This is a genomic window from Halopiger goleimassiliensis, assembly GCF_000455345.1.
In the GTDB taxonomy this organism is placed as follows: Archaea; Halobacteriota; Halobacteria; order Halobacteriales; family Natrialbaceae; genus Halopiger_A; species Halopiger_A goleimassiliensis.
In genome coordinates this window covers 1,005,636-1,021,533 of record NZ_HG315690.1, presented here as the reverse complement: position 1 = coordinate 1,021,533, position 15,898 = coordinate 1,005,636, and the positions used below count along the sequence as shown (strand labels likewise).

The following is a 15,898-nucleotide window of genomic DNA, read 5'->3' as shown; positions in this document are numbered from 1 at the left end:
CGACCGGAATCGGACCCACGATATGCAGGTTCCGAAACCCCTATTCGCGCGCTGTCCCGAATGCGGACAATGAGTCATCAGCTGCCGGACGTGCAGGCGTCGTCGCCCGACGTGACAGTCGGCCTGGGGCAGGTCGGCGTCACCGGCGTCGAGAAACTCGTCAAGATCGCCCGCGAGGAGCAACGGCCGCTCGTGTTCACCGCCGAGTTCGAGGTGTTCGTCGACCTCCCCGCCTGGCGCAAGGGCGCTGACATGAGCCGCAACATGGAGGTCATCGACGAGATCCTCGAGGACGCCACCCGCGAGGAAGCCTACCGCGTCGAGGAGGTCTGTGGCGAAGTCGCCGAACGACTCCTCGGGAAACACGAGTACACTTCCCGGGCCGAGGTCTCGATGGAGGCCGAGTTCATGCGCCGGGAGAAGACGCCCGCGACGGACCGCGAGACCCAGCACACGGTGAACGTGATCGCCTCCGCAACCGCGACGGAGGAGGGTACCCGCGAGGAGATCGGCGCACAGGTCACCGGAATGACCGTCTGTCCCTGCTCGCAGGGGATGTCCGCCGCACGAGCGAAGGAGACGCTCGAGGACTTGGGCGTCGACGAGGAGACGATCACCGAGTTCCTCGAGGAGGTCCCCCAGCCCGGTCACTCCCAGCGTGGCCACGCGACGCTGACCATCGAAGCGAACGGCGACCCGGAGGTCGACCTCAACGACGTCATCGACGTCGCTCGCGACGCGATGAGCGCGCGGATCTACAACCTCGCGAAGCGACCCGACGAGGACCACATGACCTACGCGGCCCACGCCGACGCGAAGTTCGTCGAGGACTGCGTGCGCTCCATGGCCGAGGGCGTCGTCGAGGAGTTCGATCACCTCGCGGACGATGCGGTCATCACGATGAAACAGTCCAACGACGAGTCGATCCACCAGCACAACGCCCACGCCGAGCGCGTCGTCGAGATGGCGACGCTGCGCGAGGAGGTCGACGGCGACGCGTAACCGGGAGACGCCTCGACGGCGAAACCCTCTTTTGTGGCCGGTATCCGACGGTTACGACGGTCTCGAGCCGTGGGTCCGACCGGAACCGGAACGACCGCGCTCTTTATCCGTACGGACCGTGTAAGCGCTTCAACCGATCATTACGGTCTCCGGACGACGCCCCGCTCGCCGATCATCCGCTGTCTTCGACGTTCGCTGCGATTTCCCACCACCATGAGTCAAACGGCACACACCGCGACCGACGACCTCCTCGGACTCGACACCGGTCTCGAGGCCCTCCAGAACAGTTCGGCGTTCGACGGGCTGGTCGAACCGGTCGCCGAACACGAGTCCTACGACCACCTCGCGTTCATCTACGAGTCACGGGCCGAGCAGTTCGCGACGGCGATCCCCTTCATCGAACACGGTCTCGAGCGCGGTGAGCGCTGCGTCTACATCGCCGACGAGAACGAGACGACGGAGATCCGCGACGCGCTCGCGGACCGCGGGGTCGACGTCGACGCGGCGCTGGACTCCGGCGCGCTCGTCATGTACACCGCACAGGATTCGTACCTCCGAAACGGGTCGTTCGATCCCGACGAGATGATCGCGTTCGTCTCCGACGTGATCGAAGCGGGCACCGAGGAGTACGAGGGCGTCCGCATCACCGGCGAGATGACGTGGGTCTTCGGCGACGACCCGCCGCTCGAGGAACTCGTCGAGTACGAGGGCAAACTCAACGACCTCCTGCCCGACGCCAACGGGATCGCGCTCTGTCAGTACAACCGCGAGCGGTTCTCCCCCGAGATCCTCCGGGACATCATCAAGACGCACCCACACCTGATCTACGACGATACCGTCTGTCAGAACTTCTACTACACGCCGCCCGAGGAGTTCTTCGGACGCGACCAGCCGGAACGCGAGATCGATCGCATGATGGGGACCCTGCTCGACCGCACCAGGGCCCGCGTCGAACTGCGCGATCACCAGCAACACCTCGAGCACCAGATCGAAATCGCGGCCGACTCCGACCGGTCGTTCGACGAGAAGCTCCAGGCGCTGTTCGAACTGGGCTGTGACCGGTTCGATCTCGAACTCGGTGGGCTGGCGGCGGTGGATCCGGCCCAGGACAGCTTCGAGGTCGAAGCGGTCAGCGGCGAGCACGAACACCTCCAGCCAGGTGCCGAAGCGCCGCTCTCGGAGACGTACTGTCGGGCGACGGTCGCAGCCGAGGAGACTGCGGACGTGACCGATCCCGAAACCGGCGGGTTCGAAGGCACCCTCGCGTACGAGGAGTTCGGCGTCCAGTCGTATCTCGGCACGCGGATCAGGCTCGAGAACGGTCCCGATCGGACGTTCTTCTTCGTCTCCTCGGAGCCGCGCGAGCGATCGTTCTCGGACGCCGACCGGACGTTCCACCACCTGATGGGCCAGTGGCTCAAGTACGAACTCGAGCAGCGCCAGCACGAGCGCCAGCTCCGCGAGTCGAACGAACGGCTCGAGCAGTTCGCCTACGCCGCCAGTCACGACCTCCAGGAGCCGCTGCGCATGGTGACGAGCTACCTCCAGTTGCTCGAGAACCGGTACGGCGACGGCTTCGACGAGGAGGGCGAGGAGTTCCTCGCGTTCGCCGTCGACGGCGCTCAGCGGATGCGCGAGATGATCGACGCGTTACTCGAGTACTCCCGCGTCGAAACCCAGGGGGAGCCGTTCGAGCCGGTCGACCTGGATCGGGTCCTCGGCGACGTCCTCAACGACTTGCAGCTCCAGATCGAGGAGACCGACGCCACGGTCACGACGAAACCGCTCCCGCAGGTGCGAGGCGACGCCAGCCAGCTCCGACAGGTGCTCCAGAACCTGATCACCAACGCGATCACTTACAGCGGCGACGAGCCGCCGACGGTTCGCGTCGACGCCGACCGGCGCGGCACGGAGTGGGTCGTGTCGGTCCACGACGACGGCATCGGCATCGACCCCGCGGATCAGGACCGCGTCTTCACCGTCTTCGATCGGCTCCACAGCCGCGAGGAGTACGACGGGACGGGGATCGGGCTCGCGCTGTGCAAACGGATTCTCGAGCGCCACGACGGCGAGATCTGGGTGGAGTCCGAACCGGGCGAGGGATCGACGTTCTCGATCTCGCTTCCCGCGGCGGACGACGAGGCGCAGTAACCCCAGCGAGGTCGGAAACCGAGCGTCGGGTCGGCGGGGACGATCGAGCCGATCAGAACTCGAGCGGTTCGGCCTGCTCCCAGCGGGGGGCGAACTCCTCGTGGACGCTGGCGGCGAACTCGGGGTCTTTGAGGTCGATCATGCCGAAGGCCTCGCCCGAGGAGAGCGGGTTCGGGACCTGGATACAGACCTCGACGCCGTCGATGATGTTGAACGATCCCGTCACGGCGTCGTCGGTACGGACGTCGAAGTGGTCGCGCTTCTGGAGGGTGGTTCGGTAGCGTTCGCCGACCCGCTCCGAGAGAGCACCGACCATGTCGCGGGTCATCAACACGTCGACGGAGACGCCTCGCTCCAGCGCGTCCTCGATCTGGGCCGTCACGTCCTCGCTCAACGCCTGGACGTCCCGCCCCGGCGTCGGATCGGCCGCCACCATGACGATGTGGTCGTCCGCGGCTGCCAGCCGTTCCAGCAGGAGATCGACCGTCTCCTCGGGGCCGACGGCGGCGGTCCAGAACTGCTCCTCGACCGGATCCGCGGCGTCGAGTTCGTCCGAGAGTTCGTCGACGATCGACTCGTACTGGTCGACCTTCTCCTCGAGTTCGCGTTTCTTGTCCTCGAGGAGTCGATCCAGCGCCGTGGCGGGCTCGACGGCGACGTACTTCTTCGGCCGGCTCGCGGTCTGGCTGCGCACGAGGTTGTACTGCTCGATGCTGTTGAGGACGTCGTAGATCCGGCCCATCGGGACGTCGCTCGCCCGGGACAACTCCTTGGCTGTTGTGGGACCGGTGTTCAGCAGCGCGCGGTAGGCTCGAGCTTCGTACTCCGAGAGCCCGAGATCCCTCAGACTGGCCATGTCGGGCTATGACTCCCGAAGAAACATAAACACTGTGGTAGTTTGCCACCGCTCCCGATCTCCCGGTTCAACGGCTGTGGTGTCACTCGTAGACGGTCTCGAGCGCGTCGCTCAACTGTTCCGGAGTTTCGACGACGGCTGACACGTGCTCGCCGCGTTCGATCCGGGCCGTTCCGGGTTCGAGGTCCTCGGCCGCGGGAACGACCACCTTCTCGTGATCGGCGAGTCGCCACGCGGCGCGGTGGAGTTCCGTCCCCGGATCGCCGCCGACCCGGATCACCAGCGGCCCCTCGAGCAGCCGGGAGACGGCCGTGGCGTAGCGGGCGATCTGGACGCCGAAGCGCTCGCTCGCGCCGGCGAACGCCTCGAGCGTCTCCCGGGCGGAGGCCCGGTACTCGTCGTCGCCGGTGAGTTCGGCCAGATCGAGCGCGGCGTCGGCAAACGCCACGTTGGCGTCGAGCGGTCGTAGCGTCCGATCGAGCAACCCGGGGCCCTCGGCTGGGCCGTCGAGGAAGGAATCCTCGTCGTACAGCGCGTCGATCGTCGCGTCCGCGACTGCCCGGGCGTCCTCGAGTGCGTCGGGATCGACGGTGCTGGCGGCGGTCGTCAGCGCGGCGAGCGCCCGGGCCTGGTTCGTCAACAGCGGCGTCGGGTCGTCGCCGTCGCCGAGGGTCTCGCCGTGCTGGTGGACCACGACGCCATCGACGAGCAGGTCCTCGCGGAGCGTCTCGAGGGCGCGTTCGGCGTAGCGACGCGCGCGCTCGTCATCGGTGTAGGCGGCGTAGGTCAACAGCCCCTCGATGGCGAGGGCGTTCGGGCCGGCGAAGACGCCGTCGTCGACGGGCGGCTCGTCGGCGGCCGCGCGATCGGTGGCGTCGATGCTGTGCGCGTCGGTCTCGCCGGGGGCCTGGCTGTTGGCGAAGGCGTCGACCGCGTCGTTCCACAGCGTCGTCGTCAGGAACTCGACGGTGCGTTCGGCCGGTTCGCGGTACTCGTCTTTCCCGCTCACCAGATAGGCGTTCGCGAACGCCCGGACGAGTGCCCCGTTGGAGTCGAGCAACTTCTCGTGCTGGAGTCCCGACCAGTCGGGTTCGCTCGCGAACCGGTAGAAGCCGCCCTCGTACTCGTCCAGCAGGTTCGCGCCGACGGCGTCGTACGACCGCAGCGCCATCTCACGGTCGCGTTTCAGCGCGAACTCGAGGGCGTCGGGCAGCGGGAACTTCGCGCCCTGACCCCAGCCGCCCGCGACCTCGTCGTAGGTCTCGGTGAGTTGCCCGAGCATCGCCGCCTCGACGTCCTCGGTCAACTCGCCGGCCGGGGGGTTGTCCTCCCGCAACGGGCGGGGGACCCGCGCCGCGCCGCTGCCCTTGGTCTGCCACATCGTGCGGACGCTGTCGAGGACCTGGCGCATCCCGTCGGGACCGAGGTAGCCCGCGCCCGTGAGGACGTTCCCGTCGGGGGCGAGGAAGACGGTCGAGGGAAAGCCGCCCATGTTGTACCGGTCCCGCACGCGGGGATGGCGGTCGACGTCGACCCGGACCGGCACGAAACTGTCGTTGACGTTGGCCGCGATCCGCGGTTCCGCGTAGGTCTCGGCGTCCATCTCGTGACAGTGGTCACACCACGTCGCGGTCAGCGAGAGCAAGACCGGCCGGTCGGCCTCGGCGGCCTCGTCGAAGGCCGCCTGCCCCCACTCGCGCCACTCGACGCGCGTTTGATCGTCCATACCGGACGGTAGCCTGTCTCGAGGGTAAGCCCTTCGTTCCCACGCGCCAGAACCCCTCGGTGAACCGAGAGTAAAGTGTTTTCACGCTTCGCTGGTAATATCGGAGCATGCTCCGGTGGATCCTGGCGTTGCTGTTCATCCCGTTTCTCGACGCCCTGTTGCTGGTCGTTTTGGTCACCCAGGTCGAGGCGCTGGGTTGGGCTGCGATGGTGCTCATCGTCGTTCTCACGGGTCTGGTCGGCATGCTGCTCGTCCGGGCCGAGGGCCGGCGGACGATCCGGAAGATGCAACGGTCGCTCGCCCGGGGCGAACCCCCGACGAACGAACTGCTCGACGGCGGCCTGCTGATCGCCTCCGGTGCCTTCCTGCTCACGCCCGGGCTGGTGACCGACGTGATCGGCTTCCTGCTCGTGATCCCGCTCACTCGCATTCCGATCCGTGCCGCCCTCAAACGCTGGGTCATCGTCCCCAAACTCGACGAGAAGACCGGCGGCTTCGCCACCGGAGCGGTCTGGACGTCCGGCTTCCCCGACGACGAGTCGTCCCAGGGAGCCACCTGGGGAGGCGAGGACCCCGGAACCTACGACCTCGGGGCCGACGCCTACGACGTCGACACCGAGAACTCCGCCTCCTACTCGATCGACCTCGGCGACGAACGCACCGCGGATCGCTCGAGCGAGGACGATCCCGACGACCCCCGCGCTCGGTAGCGGTTCTCACTCCTCCGACGGAAAGAAACGCTTAAACGTACCACCCGGCAACTACAGGATGCGAACGCGGGCCGGTAGCTCAATTAGGTTGAGCGCCACTCTGATAAGGTGGAGGTTCTCGGTTCAAATCCGAGCCGGCCCACTGATTTTCCGGCGAGCAAGTTCGCGAGCCGGAAATCCGTTCTCCGGTTCGATTTGAACTACGGAAGTCGCACGCTCACGAGCGACGCGTGGCGCGTAGCGCCACGGGAAGCGAGCGGCGAAGCCGTGAGCGAAGCGAGTGAGACCGTCTACCGGTGGTTCACAATCCGAGCCGGCCCACTTCTCGCACCGAACAAACTCGTGAAGCTCGAGTACGTGTTGCCGCTCGGATTTAATTCTCTCACTCGGTTCGAGGGTGGGGCTCCCGGCGCGATCGCGCCGGGTCGCCTGCGGGGCGGTTTCGCGCTGCGTGCGAAACGCCCCTCTATTCTACATGAAACAGTCGAAATAGGGGTGCCCTTGTATTCGCGATTTAGACAATTTCGGCTGAAGAACTCACTGGACCCATGTATGTAGTGGCAGTCCGTTTATGATACATCGCGATATTTAGATTCTGTATCTCCTCAAGACATAAGGAAGCGAGTTCTCTAAGAACAGCTGTTGCAAACCCTGTTACCTCATCAACAGCTAAAGATAGGGCCGCATATACGATTCGTTGCCAGCGAGAGGGGGAGAAATCCTGATTCCGAAACCAAGTGATGAATTTCTGAAGCTGTGGAGAAGGGTTATGAACTGATAACTTCTCGTCACTCAATTCTATTCTCTCGTATTCCCACATGCCTCTGGTTTATACTTTGTCAAGTATAATACCTTGGGGTTCCACACCCACATTTCCCCTCGTGGTTTACACCGCAAAATTGGTTGACGAGTCAGCTTAGGAGGATCCATAGGTTCAAATACGAAAGTGGAACCAACCAAGATGATGCGTGAATCACAAGACGACCTCCTGATTGTTGAAGCGCTTGCCGACTTTGCCTACGGGAGACAGACGTGACCGATACGCCCATGCTGAACCGCATGGGGCTTTGAGACTAATATCCGCCACCCACAACAGTAGATATAAGTTAACTCACATCAACACACTAAATGGAAGCCGGTCTCCACGGGGACGTTCGCGCAAACGTCCCGGGTGTCGGAGCACCCGAGACTGTGCTTCCAAACCCGGGAGGGTTTGCAAGCATGATTACGTTGCTTCTACCGGGATATAAACGTCCCGCACGACCGCCGAATCGCCCGCCTCGAGTACGATCCCGTCCGACCGATCCAGCCGTCGCTACCCCCACCCATGAGCGGTGAGGCCGACACGCCGCTCGCGAGGTGTCCCCGCTGCGATCGCCCGGTCGCGACCGTGACGATGGTCGGGCCGACGGAGGCCGTCGCCGGCCCCTGTGGCTGTCGGGTCGCTCCCGGATCGGTCACGTCCTCGCGGCTCGAGTAGGCCCCCGCTCGAGTCGCGGCGGCAAGCCGGGCGTCGCGGCGACAGTTGGACGGGCTGCTGGCCGCCAGTGTCAGCGCAGCCGCGACCACCCTGTGGCTGTGCCGGCCAGCCGACGGCAGTCCGTCTCGTCCGCGGCGGTGGTCGTCGGCCGGGGGAGTCGCCGACGGCCCCAGGGACCATCGAAATCACCCACGCGACGTCCGGCCCGTGAGCGCGACTCGAGCGCGGCGGTGACGGTCACGCGATCGACGCCTGGGGACCGGTTGCGGTCGACCGCGAGACCCCCGTTCCCGGATGACCAACCACCGTTACCCCGCTCGCTCGAGGAAGATCGTCCCCAGCACCGTCGCGTAGCCGACTGCGCCGACGACCGCGAGGAGGCGACCGGCGACGACGACCGCCTCGAGAGCCGCGAGGAGGCCGCCGGCCTCGAGGGCCAGTCCGGCGGCGAGGGCGACGACGGCGACGGCGGCGAGGCGCGGCCCGACGAACCGGCGCGCGGCGATGGCTGGCGGATAGAAGTGGTAGCTGACGCCGACGATGGTCAGTCCGAGGAAGCCGCCGACGGCCAGTCGGTAGTGGGCGTCGAACGCCGCGCCGTCGGCGTGGCCGAGGGCGAACGAGAGGCCGAGCACGGCGACGAGGACGGCGAAGCCGGCGGCCAGGAGGATCGTCCAGCCGCCGACGCGTCGCCGTTCACTCCGGTGGTAGAGGTCCGCGTAGCCCAGGGCGAACCCGACGAGCGCGAGCGCCTGGATCGCGCCACCGGTAGCGAAGAGTCGGCCGCCGTGGAAGTCGAACGCGAGCAGCGCGGGGCCGACCGCACCGGCCGCGAGCACGAGAATCACGAGCCACCGTCGCGGCGAGACGACCAGCAGGCGCGGCAGCAGACGGAAGCCGATCGCGAACACGAGCAACGTCGCGGTCCCGGCTGCGAGCAGGTGCGTGGTCGCGGGACCGGCGACGAACGGCACGAAATCGCCGACCGCCGAGGTCTCGAACGCCCACGCCTCGAGTGCGCTCGCGGTCGCGCCGAGGACGAGATAGGCGATCACGACGGGGACGGCGGCGTTCGCGTACCGGTCGATCCGCTCGCGGTGGGCGTTCGACGCGCCGGTTCCGGTCTCGGAACCGGTGGGGTTGTCCCGAATCGTCCAGCCGAGGGCGGCGACGAAGACGGCCACGCTGGCAAGCCAGAGCGTCGCGCCGACGGGGCCGACGACCCCGGGGGCGAGGTCGGCCGTTCCGGCGAACAGGGCGACCGTCCCCAGCGTCCCGAGCGGAAGGTGGACCAGCGGTGCGGACGGCACCGCGAGTTCACGAGCGAAGTAGGAGGGAACCAGCGCGTAGGCCTTCCCGAAGACGACGTGGAAGACGAAGCCGTGGACGCCCAGGACGACGGTCGCCGACCGCGACAGGCCGGCGAGGACGGCGACCTGCCAGGCGACGAACAACAGGACGCCGGCGACGACTAGTCCCCGGGACCAGCGGCTGACCCGCGCACTGTTCGAAGACGCCATCGGCGTCGACCGATCAGAACGGCGACTCCTCGGAGGGGTGGCGGGTCCCCGGGTCGGGCACCTCGCCCGTCTCGAGGAACGCCTCCTCAAGTTCGGTCAACGTCTCGTTGAGGGGGCCGTGGCGGTGGTGCGAGGGGTGGACGCGGACCCGGACGACGTCGTAGTCGTGGCGGTCGCGAAGGCCGTTCCAGGCGCGGAACGAGCCCTTGACGAGGGCGTCGGCCTGCGGACAGAACTCGGTGGTCGGGGTGAACTCCGCCCGGAGGACGCTGTCGTCGTCGGCCTCGACCGCGTACCGGTAGCCCGCTTCGGGGTGGCGACGGTCGAGGTTGAGACGGGCGAGGTTGTAGCCGAACGTCGCGTCGTAGACGCCGCGTTCCTCGAACAGGTCGCGGGTCGTGTCGTGGAAGTGGACGTGCGCCTCGCCCTCGAGCACGTCGTGGCCCTGGAGGAACGGGCCGGGAGCGGGAACGCTTTCGGGGGCGAACGTCTCCCAGTCGTCGAACTCGGCGTCGTCGTCGGTCGCTGGACGGGCGCTGGAGAACGGGTTCATCTCGATCGAACGTACGTCGCCGAGCCCCCAGTAGGTCGTCCCGAAGACGTTCGGGAGTAGCCTTTGTGCAGTGTCGCGGCTATCGACGGTCGATGCCCGGCGAGTCCAGTTCGCGAACGGAGAACGTGCCCGATCCCGCTGCCCGGTGGTACCAGGTCCGGGAGACCGAACGCGAGCAGGTCGCGACCGCCCTCGAGCGCCTCGAGGCGACCGACGCGGAGCTCACGCCGGCCCAGCGGGCTGCGGTGGCGACGCTGGCCCGACGGCTCACCGAGGGACTGGCACCTGCGGCCCTCGAGACGATGGCCGCTGCGGCGGCCGATCCCGAGCGTGGGACGAACGCCTGGCCGGTGGGCGATAGCCCGATCAGGGGTAACGACGAAACCGAGCCGGGAGAACCGAGGGACGATACCGCCGCAACGACGGGCAACGACACCGGCTCTGAACCGACGGCGGAATCGCCACTGCAGGCGAGTTCGCGGTAATCCCGTGATGGCTCAATCGCTCGCCGTCGGCGTCGTCGCCTCCTCGCCCTCGTCGACGACGTTCTCGGTCCAGGTCCCCCGGAGGAACCAGGCCGCGGTCACGAGCGCGGAGGCGACGTAGGAGATGGCGATGGCGTACCAGACGCTGTAAACGCCCAGCCCCAGCCAGAGGATGCCGACGAGGCTGATGGGTATGCGCCAGACCCACAGTTCCTGGATGGCGAGGACCATCGCCTCGCGGGTCGAGCCGCTGCCGCGCAAGCCGCCCAGCAGGATCTGGAACACGCCGAGGAAGACGTACGACGGGCCGGCGATGACGATGAAGGCGGCGGCGTACTCGATCACCTGGTCGGCGTTCTCCGTTCCGACTTCGATGAAGACGCCGGCGATGGTCTCCGCGAACGGGTAGGCCGCCGCGACGACGACCGCGAAGACGGAGGCGACGACGATCGAACTGAGTTTGACCGCGCGGCGCGCCCGGTCGACCTGGTTCGCGCCGAGGTTCTGCCCCACGACGGTTTCGGTCCCCCGGGCGAGTCCCAGCGCGGGCATGAACAACAGGGAGGATAGCCGCGTCGAGATGCCGTAGGCGGCCACCGCCTCGGTGCCGGCCAGCGCGATGACCGCGGTCAGGACGGTGATCCCGAAGCCGCGAAAGCCCTGTTCGGTCGCGGTCGGCCCGCCGATGTCGACGATCCGCCGGACGCTGTCTAACTCGAGGCGGAGGTCGCCGAGGGTCGGCTCCAGGCCGACCCGGCCGGTGAACAGCAGCGTGAGCCCGATCACTGCGGCGACGCCGCGGGAGAAGATGGTTGCGATCGCCGCCCCTTCGACGCCGAAGCCGCCGAAGCCGGTCGCGGCGTACAGCGACGACTCGAGGCCGGTCGCGCCGAGCCAGGCGAACAGCGGGTTCTCCTGAAAGCCGAGGATCAGGAACGGGTCGATGACGACGTTGAGCGCGACGCTGATGCCCATCAGGTACAGCGGCGTCCTGGTGTCGCCCCAGCCCCGCGAGAGGGCGTCGAAGATGAAAAACCAGAACATGAACGCGATGCCGACGAACATGATCCGTGTGTAGCCGACCGCGTACGCGAAGGCGTCCGACCCGGGTTCCGCACCGATCAGGTCCATGAGCAGCGGCGTCAGGACGTAGCCGACGGCCGCGAACGCGAGCGCGACGATCGTCACGAACGTGAGCGTCTGGCCGGCCACGTGGCTCGCCCGTCGGTAGTTACCCGCGCCCTTGTGCTGGGCGATCAGTACGGTCCCGGCGACGGTGAGGCCGCCGCCGACGCTGATCATCAGGAAGACGACCGCCCACGCGTACGACAGCGCCGCGATGGCGTCGCCGCCGAGTCGGCCGACCCAGAACGTGTCCGCGAGGTTGTAGCCGACGTTCAGTAACTGAGAGGCGACGATGGGTGCCGACAGCACCATCATCGGTTTGAACAGGTCACCGTCGGTGACGTTCACCGATCGGTCCCGTTTCCGACTCATCGTGACGGCACACCCCCGGGAACGCTCTGCGAACGTCGTTCGACGGCCGACCGCGCGTCGCTCGAGTCCGACGACTCCCCGGACGGAGCGGTCGCGACGCACGAGTGGTGGCCGTCGGTCACTAACTAACCGACTAGTCAACCGCCGGAAAAACTGTTTCGATTCGAAACCTTCGAGATCCGACGCGTGACGGGTGTCGACCGCTCGGTGTGCTACCGGACGACGGTCAGTGACCACCCGAGCGCGTTTTCCGACCAACCGTTGAAACGAATTCCCGGCACAACCGCGGCCCGGGTCGTACGTGGCCGGGGTGACTTCCAACGGGCCGTCTCATCCCTCGCCGCTCCCGGCGAGGAGCGTTCGTGCGCGGACGGACGAGAAGAGTGGTGTCCGGCAGTATTACTCGGCGTCAGACCGCGAGCGTCCGATGCGGGCCTCCCCGGAGACGGCGTCGACGTGGACGTGTAGGTCGCCGGCGTCGGTCTCGAGGCGGACGATCCAGGAAGCGGAGGTCCGGTGTGGCTCCTCGAGGATCGTGACGGCCTCGTACCCGTCCCGTTCGGCTTCGCGACGGGCGATCCGCTCGGCCTCGTCGGGGTCCTCGATCCGGATCTCGTCGGTGAGGCGGACGGTGACGACGGGGATCTCGGCCATCCGGACGATCCGTTCGGTGACGCTCCCGACGAGGACGCGGTCCAGCCCCGTCCGGCCCTGGGTCCCCATGACGATCATGTCGACGTCGTTGTCCTCGGCGTAGGAGAGGATCTCCTCGTGGGGAACGCCGTGTTCGACCGCGGTCACCGTCTCGATGCCTTCCCGCGTCGCTTCGGCTTCGACGCGTTCGACGGCCCGCTCGGCCGCTGGCGTCGCCGTCTCGCTCTCGAGCGTTCCCAGCGGTCCCTCGGGGACGATCGAGAGGGCGTGGATCGTCGCGTCGAACCGGTCGGCGATAGTGACGCCGTGGGTGATAGAGCGCCGCGTCCCGTCGCTGCCGTCCGTCGGAATGAGGACGTCCTGATACATCGCTACGACGTTCGGACCACGGACGTAAATACCCTCGAGTCGTCCCGAGCACGGGGAACGGGGAGAAGTACTGTCGTCTGGGTCAGCCGCCTGGCCGGTCGCTCGGCTAGGCCAGTGGGGTCGTTTCGGGGGACTGTCAACAGACGGCTTCGTCGTCCACACCGACGAAATCGTCCGTGGTCACCGACCCGCCACAGAGCGGACACCCGTTCGTTACCATCGCCTCGAGCGTCGGTTCGTCGGCGACGAACCGGCCGCCACAGTCCGGGCAGGTGAATTCGTACGTCTCCATACAAGAACGTACGGTCCGTTCGGGGATAGCCCTTCGACCACGATATCGGGGACGTTTAAGGTAGCCGGGGTCCGTTCCGGGAGTCCGTCCCTCTCGCAGGAGTTCCTGCTGGATCGGTTGCATTGCTAACTGGATGGACCCCCGATATCAACAATGTAAAATCTTTTTACGACACGCGAAGACGGACAGAATGAGGCATGACAAATCTTGTCACCAACGTCGCGGCAGCCGTACAGGAACACGGCGAAAACACCGCGATCAGTTACGAGGGGGCGGAGACGAGCTACGAGGAGTTCTGGGGACAGATCGGCGCGTTCGCGACCGCACTCGAGGAACGCGGCGTCGGCGAGGACGACCGGGTCGCGCTTTACCTGCCGAACGTCCCGCCGTTCCTGATCGCCTTCCACGGGACGCTACGGGCCGGCGGTGCCGTCGTCCCGATGAATCCGCAGTACAAGTCCCGCGAGATCGGCCACCTGCTGGGTGACAGCGAGGCCAGGGTGGTCGTCGCGCTCGCCGATCTCGTTCCGTTCGTCCGGGAGGTCGAAGACGAGACCAGCGTCGAACACGTCGTTTCGGTTGGCGGCGACGCGGAGGGGGCGACGCCGTTCGAGGAGTTCCTCGAGCCGGGCGATCCGGACGTGGTCGACCGGGCCGACGACGACGTGGCGGTCCAGCCCTACACCTCGGGGACGACCGGACAGCCCAAGGGCGTCCAGCTCACCCACGAGAACCTCGCGTCGAACGCGAAGGCGGCGTCGCAGCTCATTCCCGACGGGATCCGCCCTGACGACAAGGGACTCGGCGTCCTCCCGCTGTTTCACATCTACGGGATGACCGTCACGATGAATGCGGCGCTGTTCAACGGGGCGGCCTACTACCCCATGCCGGAGTGGGACGCCCAGGACGCCGTTTCGCTGATCGAAGACGAGGAGCTGACGATCATGCACGGCGTACCGGCGATGTACAACGACGTCATCAACCAGCCCAACGCCGAGGAGTTCGACCTCTCCTCGCTACGGCTCTGTGGCGTCGGCGGCTCCGGCATCCCGGTCGAGGTGCTCCGGCGGTTCGAGGAACTCTACGAGCCGAAGATCTACGAGGGGTACGGCCTCACCGAGACCAGTCCGATCACCCACTTCAACAGCCCGATCGAGGGTCGCCGGGTGGGGAGCATCGGAAAGACCGTCCCCGGCGTCGAGTCGAAGGTCGTCACCGACGACTTCGAGGCGGTCGATCCCGTCTCGGAAGGGCCGGTCGACGAGGACGACGCCGACCTGGACGAGATTACCGGCGAAATCGTCGTCAGCGGCCCGAACGTGATGAAAGGCTACTACGGGCTGCCCGAGGCCAACGAGGAGGCCTTCACCGAAGACGGCGGCAAACGCTGGTTCCACACCGGCGATCTCGGCTATCACGACGAGGACGGCTTCTTCTACGTCGTCGACCGCGAGAAGCACATGATCGTCACCGGCGGCTACAACGTCTATCCGCGCGAGGTCGAGGAACTCCTGTTCGAACACGAGGCCGTCGCCGACGCCGCCGTCGCGGGCATCCCCGACGAACGGCGCGGTGAGACCGTCAAGGCCTTCATCGTGCCGACGCCCGACGCCGACGTCACCGAAGAAGAGATCAAGGAGTACTGTCTGACCAACCTCGCGGAGTACAAACACCCCCGCGAGGTCGAGTTCGTCGACGAACTGCCACGGACGACCACCGGCAAGGTCCAGAAGTTCAAGCTCCGCGAGCAGGAGGCGGAAGCCGAATAATGGCGCTCGGAGACGCCGTCCTCCTCGAGCGGGAGGACCACGTGGCTCGCATCGTCCTCAACCAGCCGGATCGACGCAACGCGTTCTCCGCGGAGATCCACGAGGGGTTCGTCGCGGCCCTCGAGGAGATCCGGGGAACGGACGCTCGCTGCGTCGTCGTCGAGGGGGCCGGCGGGGCGTTCTCGGCCGGCGGCGACGTCCAGCGGATGGTCGAGGCCCTCGAGGGAGACCAGCCGGCCGACGAGCGGGCGCGCCGCCTCGAGGAGCGGACCAAGGAGATGATGACGACGCTCGTCGAGTTCCCCGTCCCGACGGTCGCGGCGATCGACGGCCCCGCGGTCGGCGCGGGCGCGAACCTCGCGATCGGCTGTGACGTCCAGCTGGCGAGCGACCGCTCGACGTTCGGCTTCGTGTTCCGGGGGGTCGGCCTGAGCGTCGACGCCGGGACCTCCTACCTGCTCCCCCGGATCGTCGGCGAGAACGTGGCGAAGGAACTCGTCCTGACCGGCGAAATCTTCGGGGCCGACCGGGCGAACGAGATCGGCCTGGTCAACCACGTCTACCCCGAAGACGAGTTCGACGAGCGCGTCGACGAGTTCGTCGAGACGGTCGTCTCCGGCCCGCCGATCGCCCTGCGCCACGCGAACCGGCTCGTCGGCGAAGGGTTGAACAAGTCCCTCGAGCAGGCCCTGACTGACGAGGCCACGGCCCAGGGGATCGTCTTCGACACCGACGATCACGCCGAAGGCGTCGAGGCCTTCCTCGAGGACCGCGAGCCCGAGTTCCAGGGCCGATAGCCGAGTAGGGGACTCGTTCTCGCCGGCCTGCTACTCG

The 15,898-nt window shown here is 66.9% G+C and carries 14 protein-coding genes and 1 tRNA gene; 8 read left to right on the top strand and 7 right to left on the bottom strand.

What is annotated here, in order from left to right; translation table 11 throughout:
• Positions 1 to 69 precede the first annotated feature (69 nt).
• Both mptA and TX79_RS05015 read left to right on the top strand, forming a co-directional pair.
• Positions 70 to 1,002, top strand: coding sequence for a GTP cyclohydrolase MptA (gene mptA, locus TX79_RS05020; RefSeq protein ID WP_049926094.1), 933 nt, complete (start codon positions 70 to 72; stop codon positions 1,000 to 1,002).
• Positions 1,003 to 1,215: 213 nt separating this feature from the next.
• Complete coding sequence (locus tag TX79_RS05015) at positions 1,216 to 3,153, top strand: MEDS domain-containing protein (protein ID WP_049926092.1); 1,938 nt, start codon at positions 1,216 to 1,218, stop codon at positions 3,151 to 3,153.
• A gap of 52 nt (positions 3,154 to 3,205) precedes the next feature.
• On the opposite strand, the gene TX79_RS05010 is transcribed toward TX79_RS05015, so the two are convergent.
• Together TX79_RS05010 and TX79_RS05005 are read right to left on the bottom strand one after the other, a co-directional pair.
• Positions 3,206 to 4,009 (bottom strand): TrmB family transcriptional regulator, encoded by an 804-nt coding sequence (locus TX79_RS05010; RefSeq protein WP_049926090.1) that lies wholly within the window; start codon positions 4,007 to 4,009, stop codon positions 3,206 to 3,208.
• A gap of 82 nt (positions 4,010 to 4,091) precedes the next feature.
• A complete protein-coding gene (locus TX79_RS05005) occupies positions 4,092 to 5,735 on the bottom strand; it encodes a DUF255 domain-containing protein (RefSeq protein WP_049926089.1) in 1,644 nt (547 codons plus the stop codon).
• 107 nt (positions 5,736 to 5,842) lie between these two features.
• Here TX79_RS05005 and TX79_RS05000 point away from each other — a divergent pair, with 107 nt between their 5' ends.
• The 3 genes from TX79_RS05000 to TX79_RS19205 all read left to right on the top strand — a co-directional run bounded on the left by TX79_RS05000 (position 5,843) and on the right by TX79_RS19205 (position 7,925).
• Complete coding sequence (locus TX79_RS05000) at positions 5,843 to 6,445, top strand: FxsA family protein (protein WP_049926088.1); 603 nt, start codon at positions 5,843 to 5,845, stop codon at positions 6,443 to 6,445.
• A 68-nt stretch (positions 6,446 to 6,513) separates the two neighbouring features.
• Positions 6,514 to 6,587, top strand: a tRNA-Ile gene (locus tag TX79_RS04995).
• A gap of 1,185 nt (positions 6,588 to 7,772) precedes the next feature.
• Positions 7,773 to 7,925 (top strand): hypothetical protein, encoded by a 153-nt coding sequence (locus TX79_RS19205; RefSeq protein WP_154660459.1) that lies wholly within the window; start codon positions 7,773 to 7,775, stop codon positions 7,923 to 7,925.
• Positions 7,926 to 8,233: 308 nt separating this feature from the next.
• Here the strand turns inward: TX79_RS19205 and TX79_RS04990 are convergent, their stop codons facing one another.
• Together TX79_RS04990 and TX79_RS04985 are read right to left on the bottom strand one after the other, a co-directional pair.
• On the bottom strand, positions 8,234 to 9,445 hold the full coding sequence (locus TX79_RS04990; protein WP_049926087.1) for a hypothetical protein: 1,212 nt from the start codon (positions 9,443 to 9,445) through the stop codon (positions 8,234 to 8,236).
• A gap of 13 nt (positions 9,446 to 9,458) precedes the next feature.
• Complete coding sequence (locus tag TX79_RS04985; protein WP_049926086.1) at positions 9,459 to 9,998, bottom strand: hypothetical protein; 540 nt, start codon at positions 9,996 to 9,998, stop codon at positions 9,459 to 9,461.
• Positions 9,999 to 10,090: 92 nt separating this feature from the next.
• On the opposite strand from TX79_RS04985, the gene TX79_RS04980 reads away from it, so the two are divergent.
• Complete coding sequence (locus TX79_RS04980) at positions 10,091 to 10,483, top strand: hypothetical protein (RefSeq protein ID WP_049926085.1); 393 nt, start codon at positions 10,091 to 10,093, stop codon at positions 10,481 to 10,483.
• 12 nt (positions 10,484 to 10,495) lie between these two features.
• Here TX79_RS04980 and TX79_RS04975 read toward each other — a convergent pair whose 3' ends face one another.
• The 3 genes from TX79_RS04975 to TX79_RS19200 form a co-directional block, all read right to left on the bottom strand.
• The gene (locus TX79_RS04975; protein WP_049928282.1) at positions 10,496 to 11,980 is read right to left on the bottom strand and encodes an MATE family efflux transporter; all 1,485 of its coding nucleotides are present in this window, start codon (positions 11,978 to 11,980) and stop codon (positions 10,496 to 10,498) included.
• A gap of 399 nt (positions 11,981 to 12,379) precedes the next feature.
• Entirely contained in the window at positions 12,380 to 13,003 is a 624-nt protein-coding gene (locus TX79_RS04970) for a universal stress protein (RefSeq protein WP_049926084.1), read from the bottom strand.
• Between the two features lie 136 nt (positions 13,004 to 13,139).
• Positions 13,140 to 13,295: a DUF7560 family zinc ribbon protein gene (locus TX79_RS19200; protein ID WP_154660458.1), complete on the bottom strand. Its 156-nt coding sequence runs from the start codon at positions 13,293 to 13,295 to the stop codon at positions 13,140 to 13,142.
• A gap of 197 nt (positions 13,296 to 13,492) precedes the next feature.
• Between TX79_RS19200 and TX79_RS04965 the strand changes: the two genes are divergently transcribed.
• Positions 13,493 to 15,064, top strand: coding sequence for a class I adenylate-forming enzyme family protein (locus TX79_RS04965; protein WP_049926082.1), 1,572 nt, complete (start codon positions 13,493 to 13,495; stop codon positions 15,062 to 15,064).
• The gene (locus tag TX79_RS04960) at positions 15,064 to 15,861 is read left to right on the top strand and encodes an enoyl-CoA hydratase/isomerase family protein (protein ID WP_049926080.1); all 798 of its coding nucleotides are present in this window, start codon (positions 15,064 to 15,066) and stop codon (positions 15,859 to 15,861) included. The genes TX79_RS04965 and TX79_RS04960 overlap by 1 nt, the downstream gene beginning before the upstream one ends.
• The last annotated feature ends 37 nt before the right edge of the window (positions 15,862 to 15,898 follow it).

What these genes read in the sequence shown, in the direction of transcription:
- mptA (WP_049926094.1), top strand. Translation starts at nt 70, where the DNA reads ATGAGTCATCAGCTGCCGGACGTGCAGGCGTCGTCGCCCGACGTGACA.
- TX79_RS05015 (WP_049926092.1), top strand. Translation starts at nt 1,216, where the DNA reads ATGAGTCAAACGGCACACACCGCGACCGACGACCTCCTCGGACTCGAC.
- TX79_RS05010 (WP_049926090.1), bottom strand. Translation starts at nt 4,009, where the DNA reads ATGGCCAGTCTGAGGGATCTCGGGCTCTCGGAGTACGAAGCTCGAGCC.
- TX79_RS05005 (WP_049926089.1), bottom strand. Translation starts at nt 5,735, where the DNA reads ATGGACGATCAAACGCGCGTCGAGTGGCGCGAGTGGGGGCAGGCGGCC.
- TX79_RS05000 (WP_049926088.1), top strand. Translation starts at nt 5,843, where the DNA reads ATGCTCCGGTGGATCCTGGCGTTGCTGTTCATCCCGTTTCTCGACGCC.
- TX79_RS19205 (WP_154660459.1), top strand. Translation starts at nt 7,773, where the DNA reads ATGAGCGGTGAGGCCGACACGCCGCTCGCGAGGTGTCCCCGCTGCGAT.
- TX79_RS04990 (WP_049926087.1), bottom strand. Translation starts at nt 9,445, where the DNA reads ATGGCGTCTTCGAACAGTGCGCGGGTCAGCCGCTGGTCCCGGGGACTA.
- TX79_RS04985 (WP_049926086.1), bottom strand. Translation starts at nt 9,998, where the DNA reads ATGAACCCGTTCTCCAGCGCCCGTCCAGCGACCGACGACGACGCCGAG.
- TX79_RS04980 (WP_049926085.1), top strand. Translation starts at nt 10,091, where the DNA reads ATGCCCGGCGAGTCCAGTTCGCGAACGGAGAACGTGCCCGATCCCGCT.
- TX79_RS04975 (WP_049928282.1), bottom strand. Translation starts at nt 11,980, where the DNA reads ATGAGTCGGAAACGGGACCGATCGGTGAACGTCACCGACGGTGACCTG.
- TX79_RS04970 (WP_049926084.1), bottom strand. Translation starts at nt 13,003, where the DNA reads ATGTATCAGGACGTCCTCATTCCGACGGACGGCAGCGACGGGACGCGG.
- TX79_RS19200 (WP_154660458.1), bottom strand. Translation starts at nt 13,295, where the DNA reads ATGGAGACGTACGAATTCACCTGCCCGGACTGTGGCGGCCGGTTCGTC.
- TX79_RS04965 (WP_049926082.1), top strand. Translation starts at nt 13,493, where the DNA reads ATGACAAATCTTGTCACCAACGTCGCGGCAGCCGTACAGGAACACGGC.
- TX79_RS04960 (WP_049926080.1), top strand. Translation starts at nt 15,064, where the DNA reads ATGGCGCTCGGAGACGCCGTCCTCCTCGAGCGGGAGGACCACGTGGCT.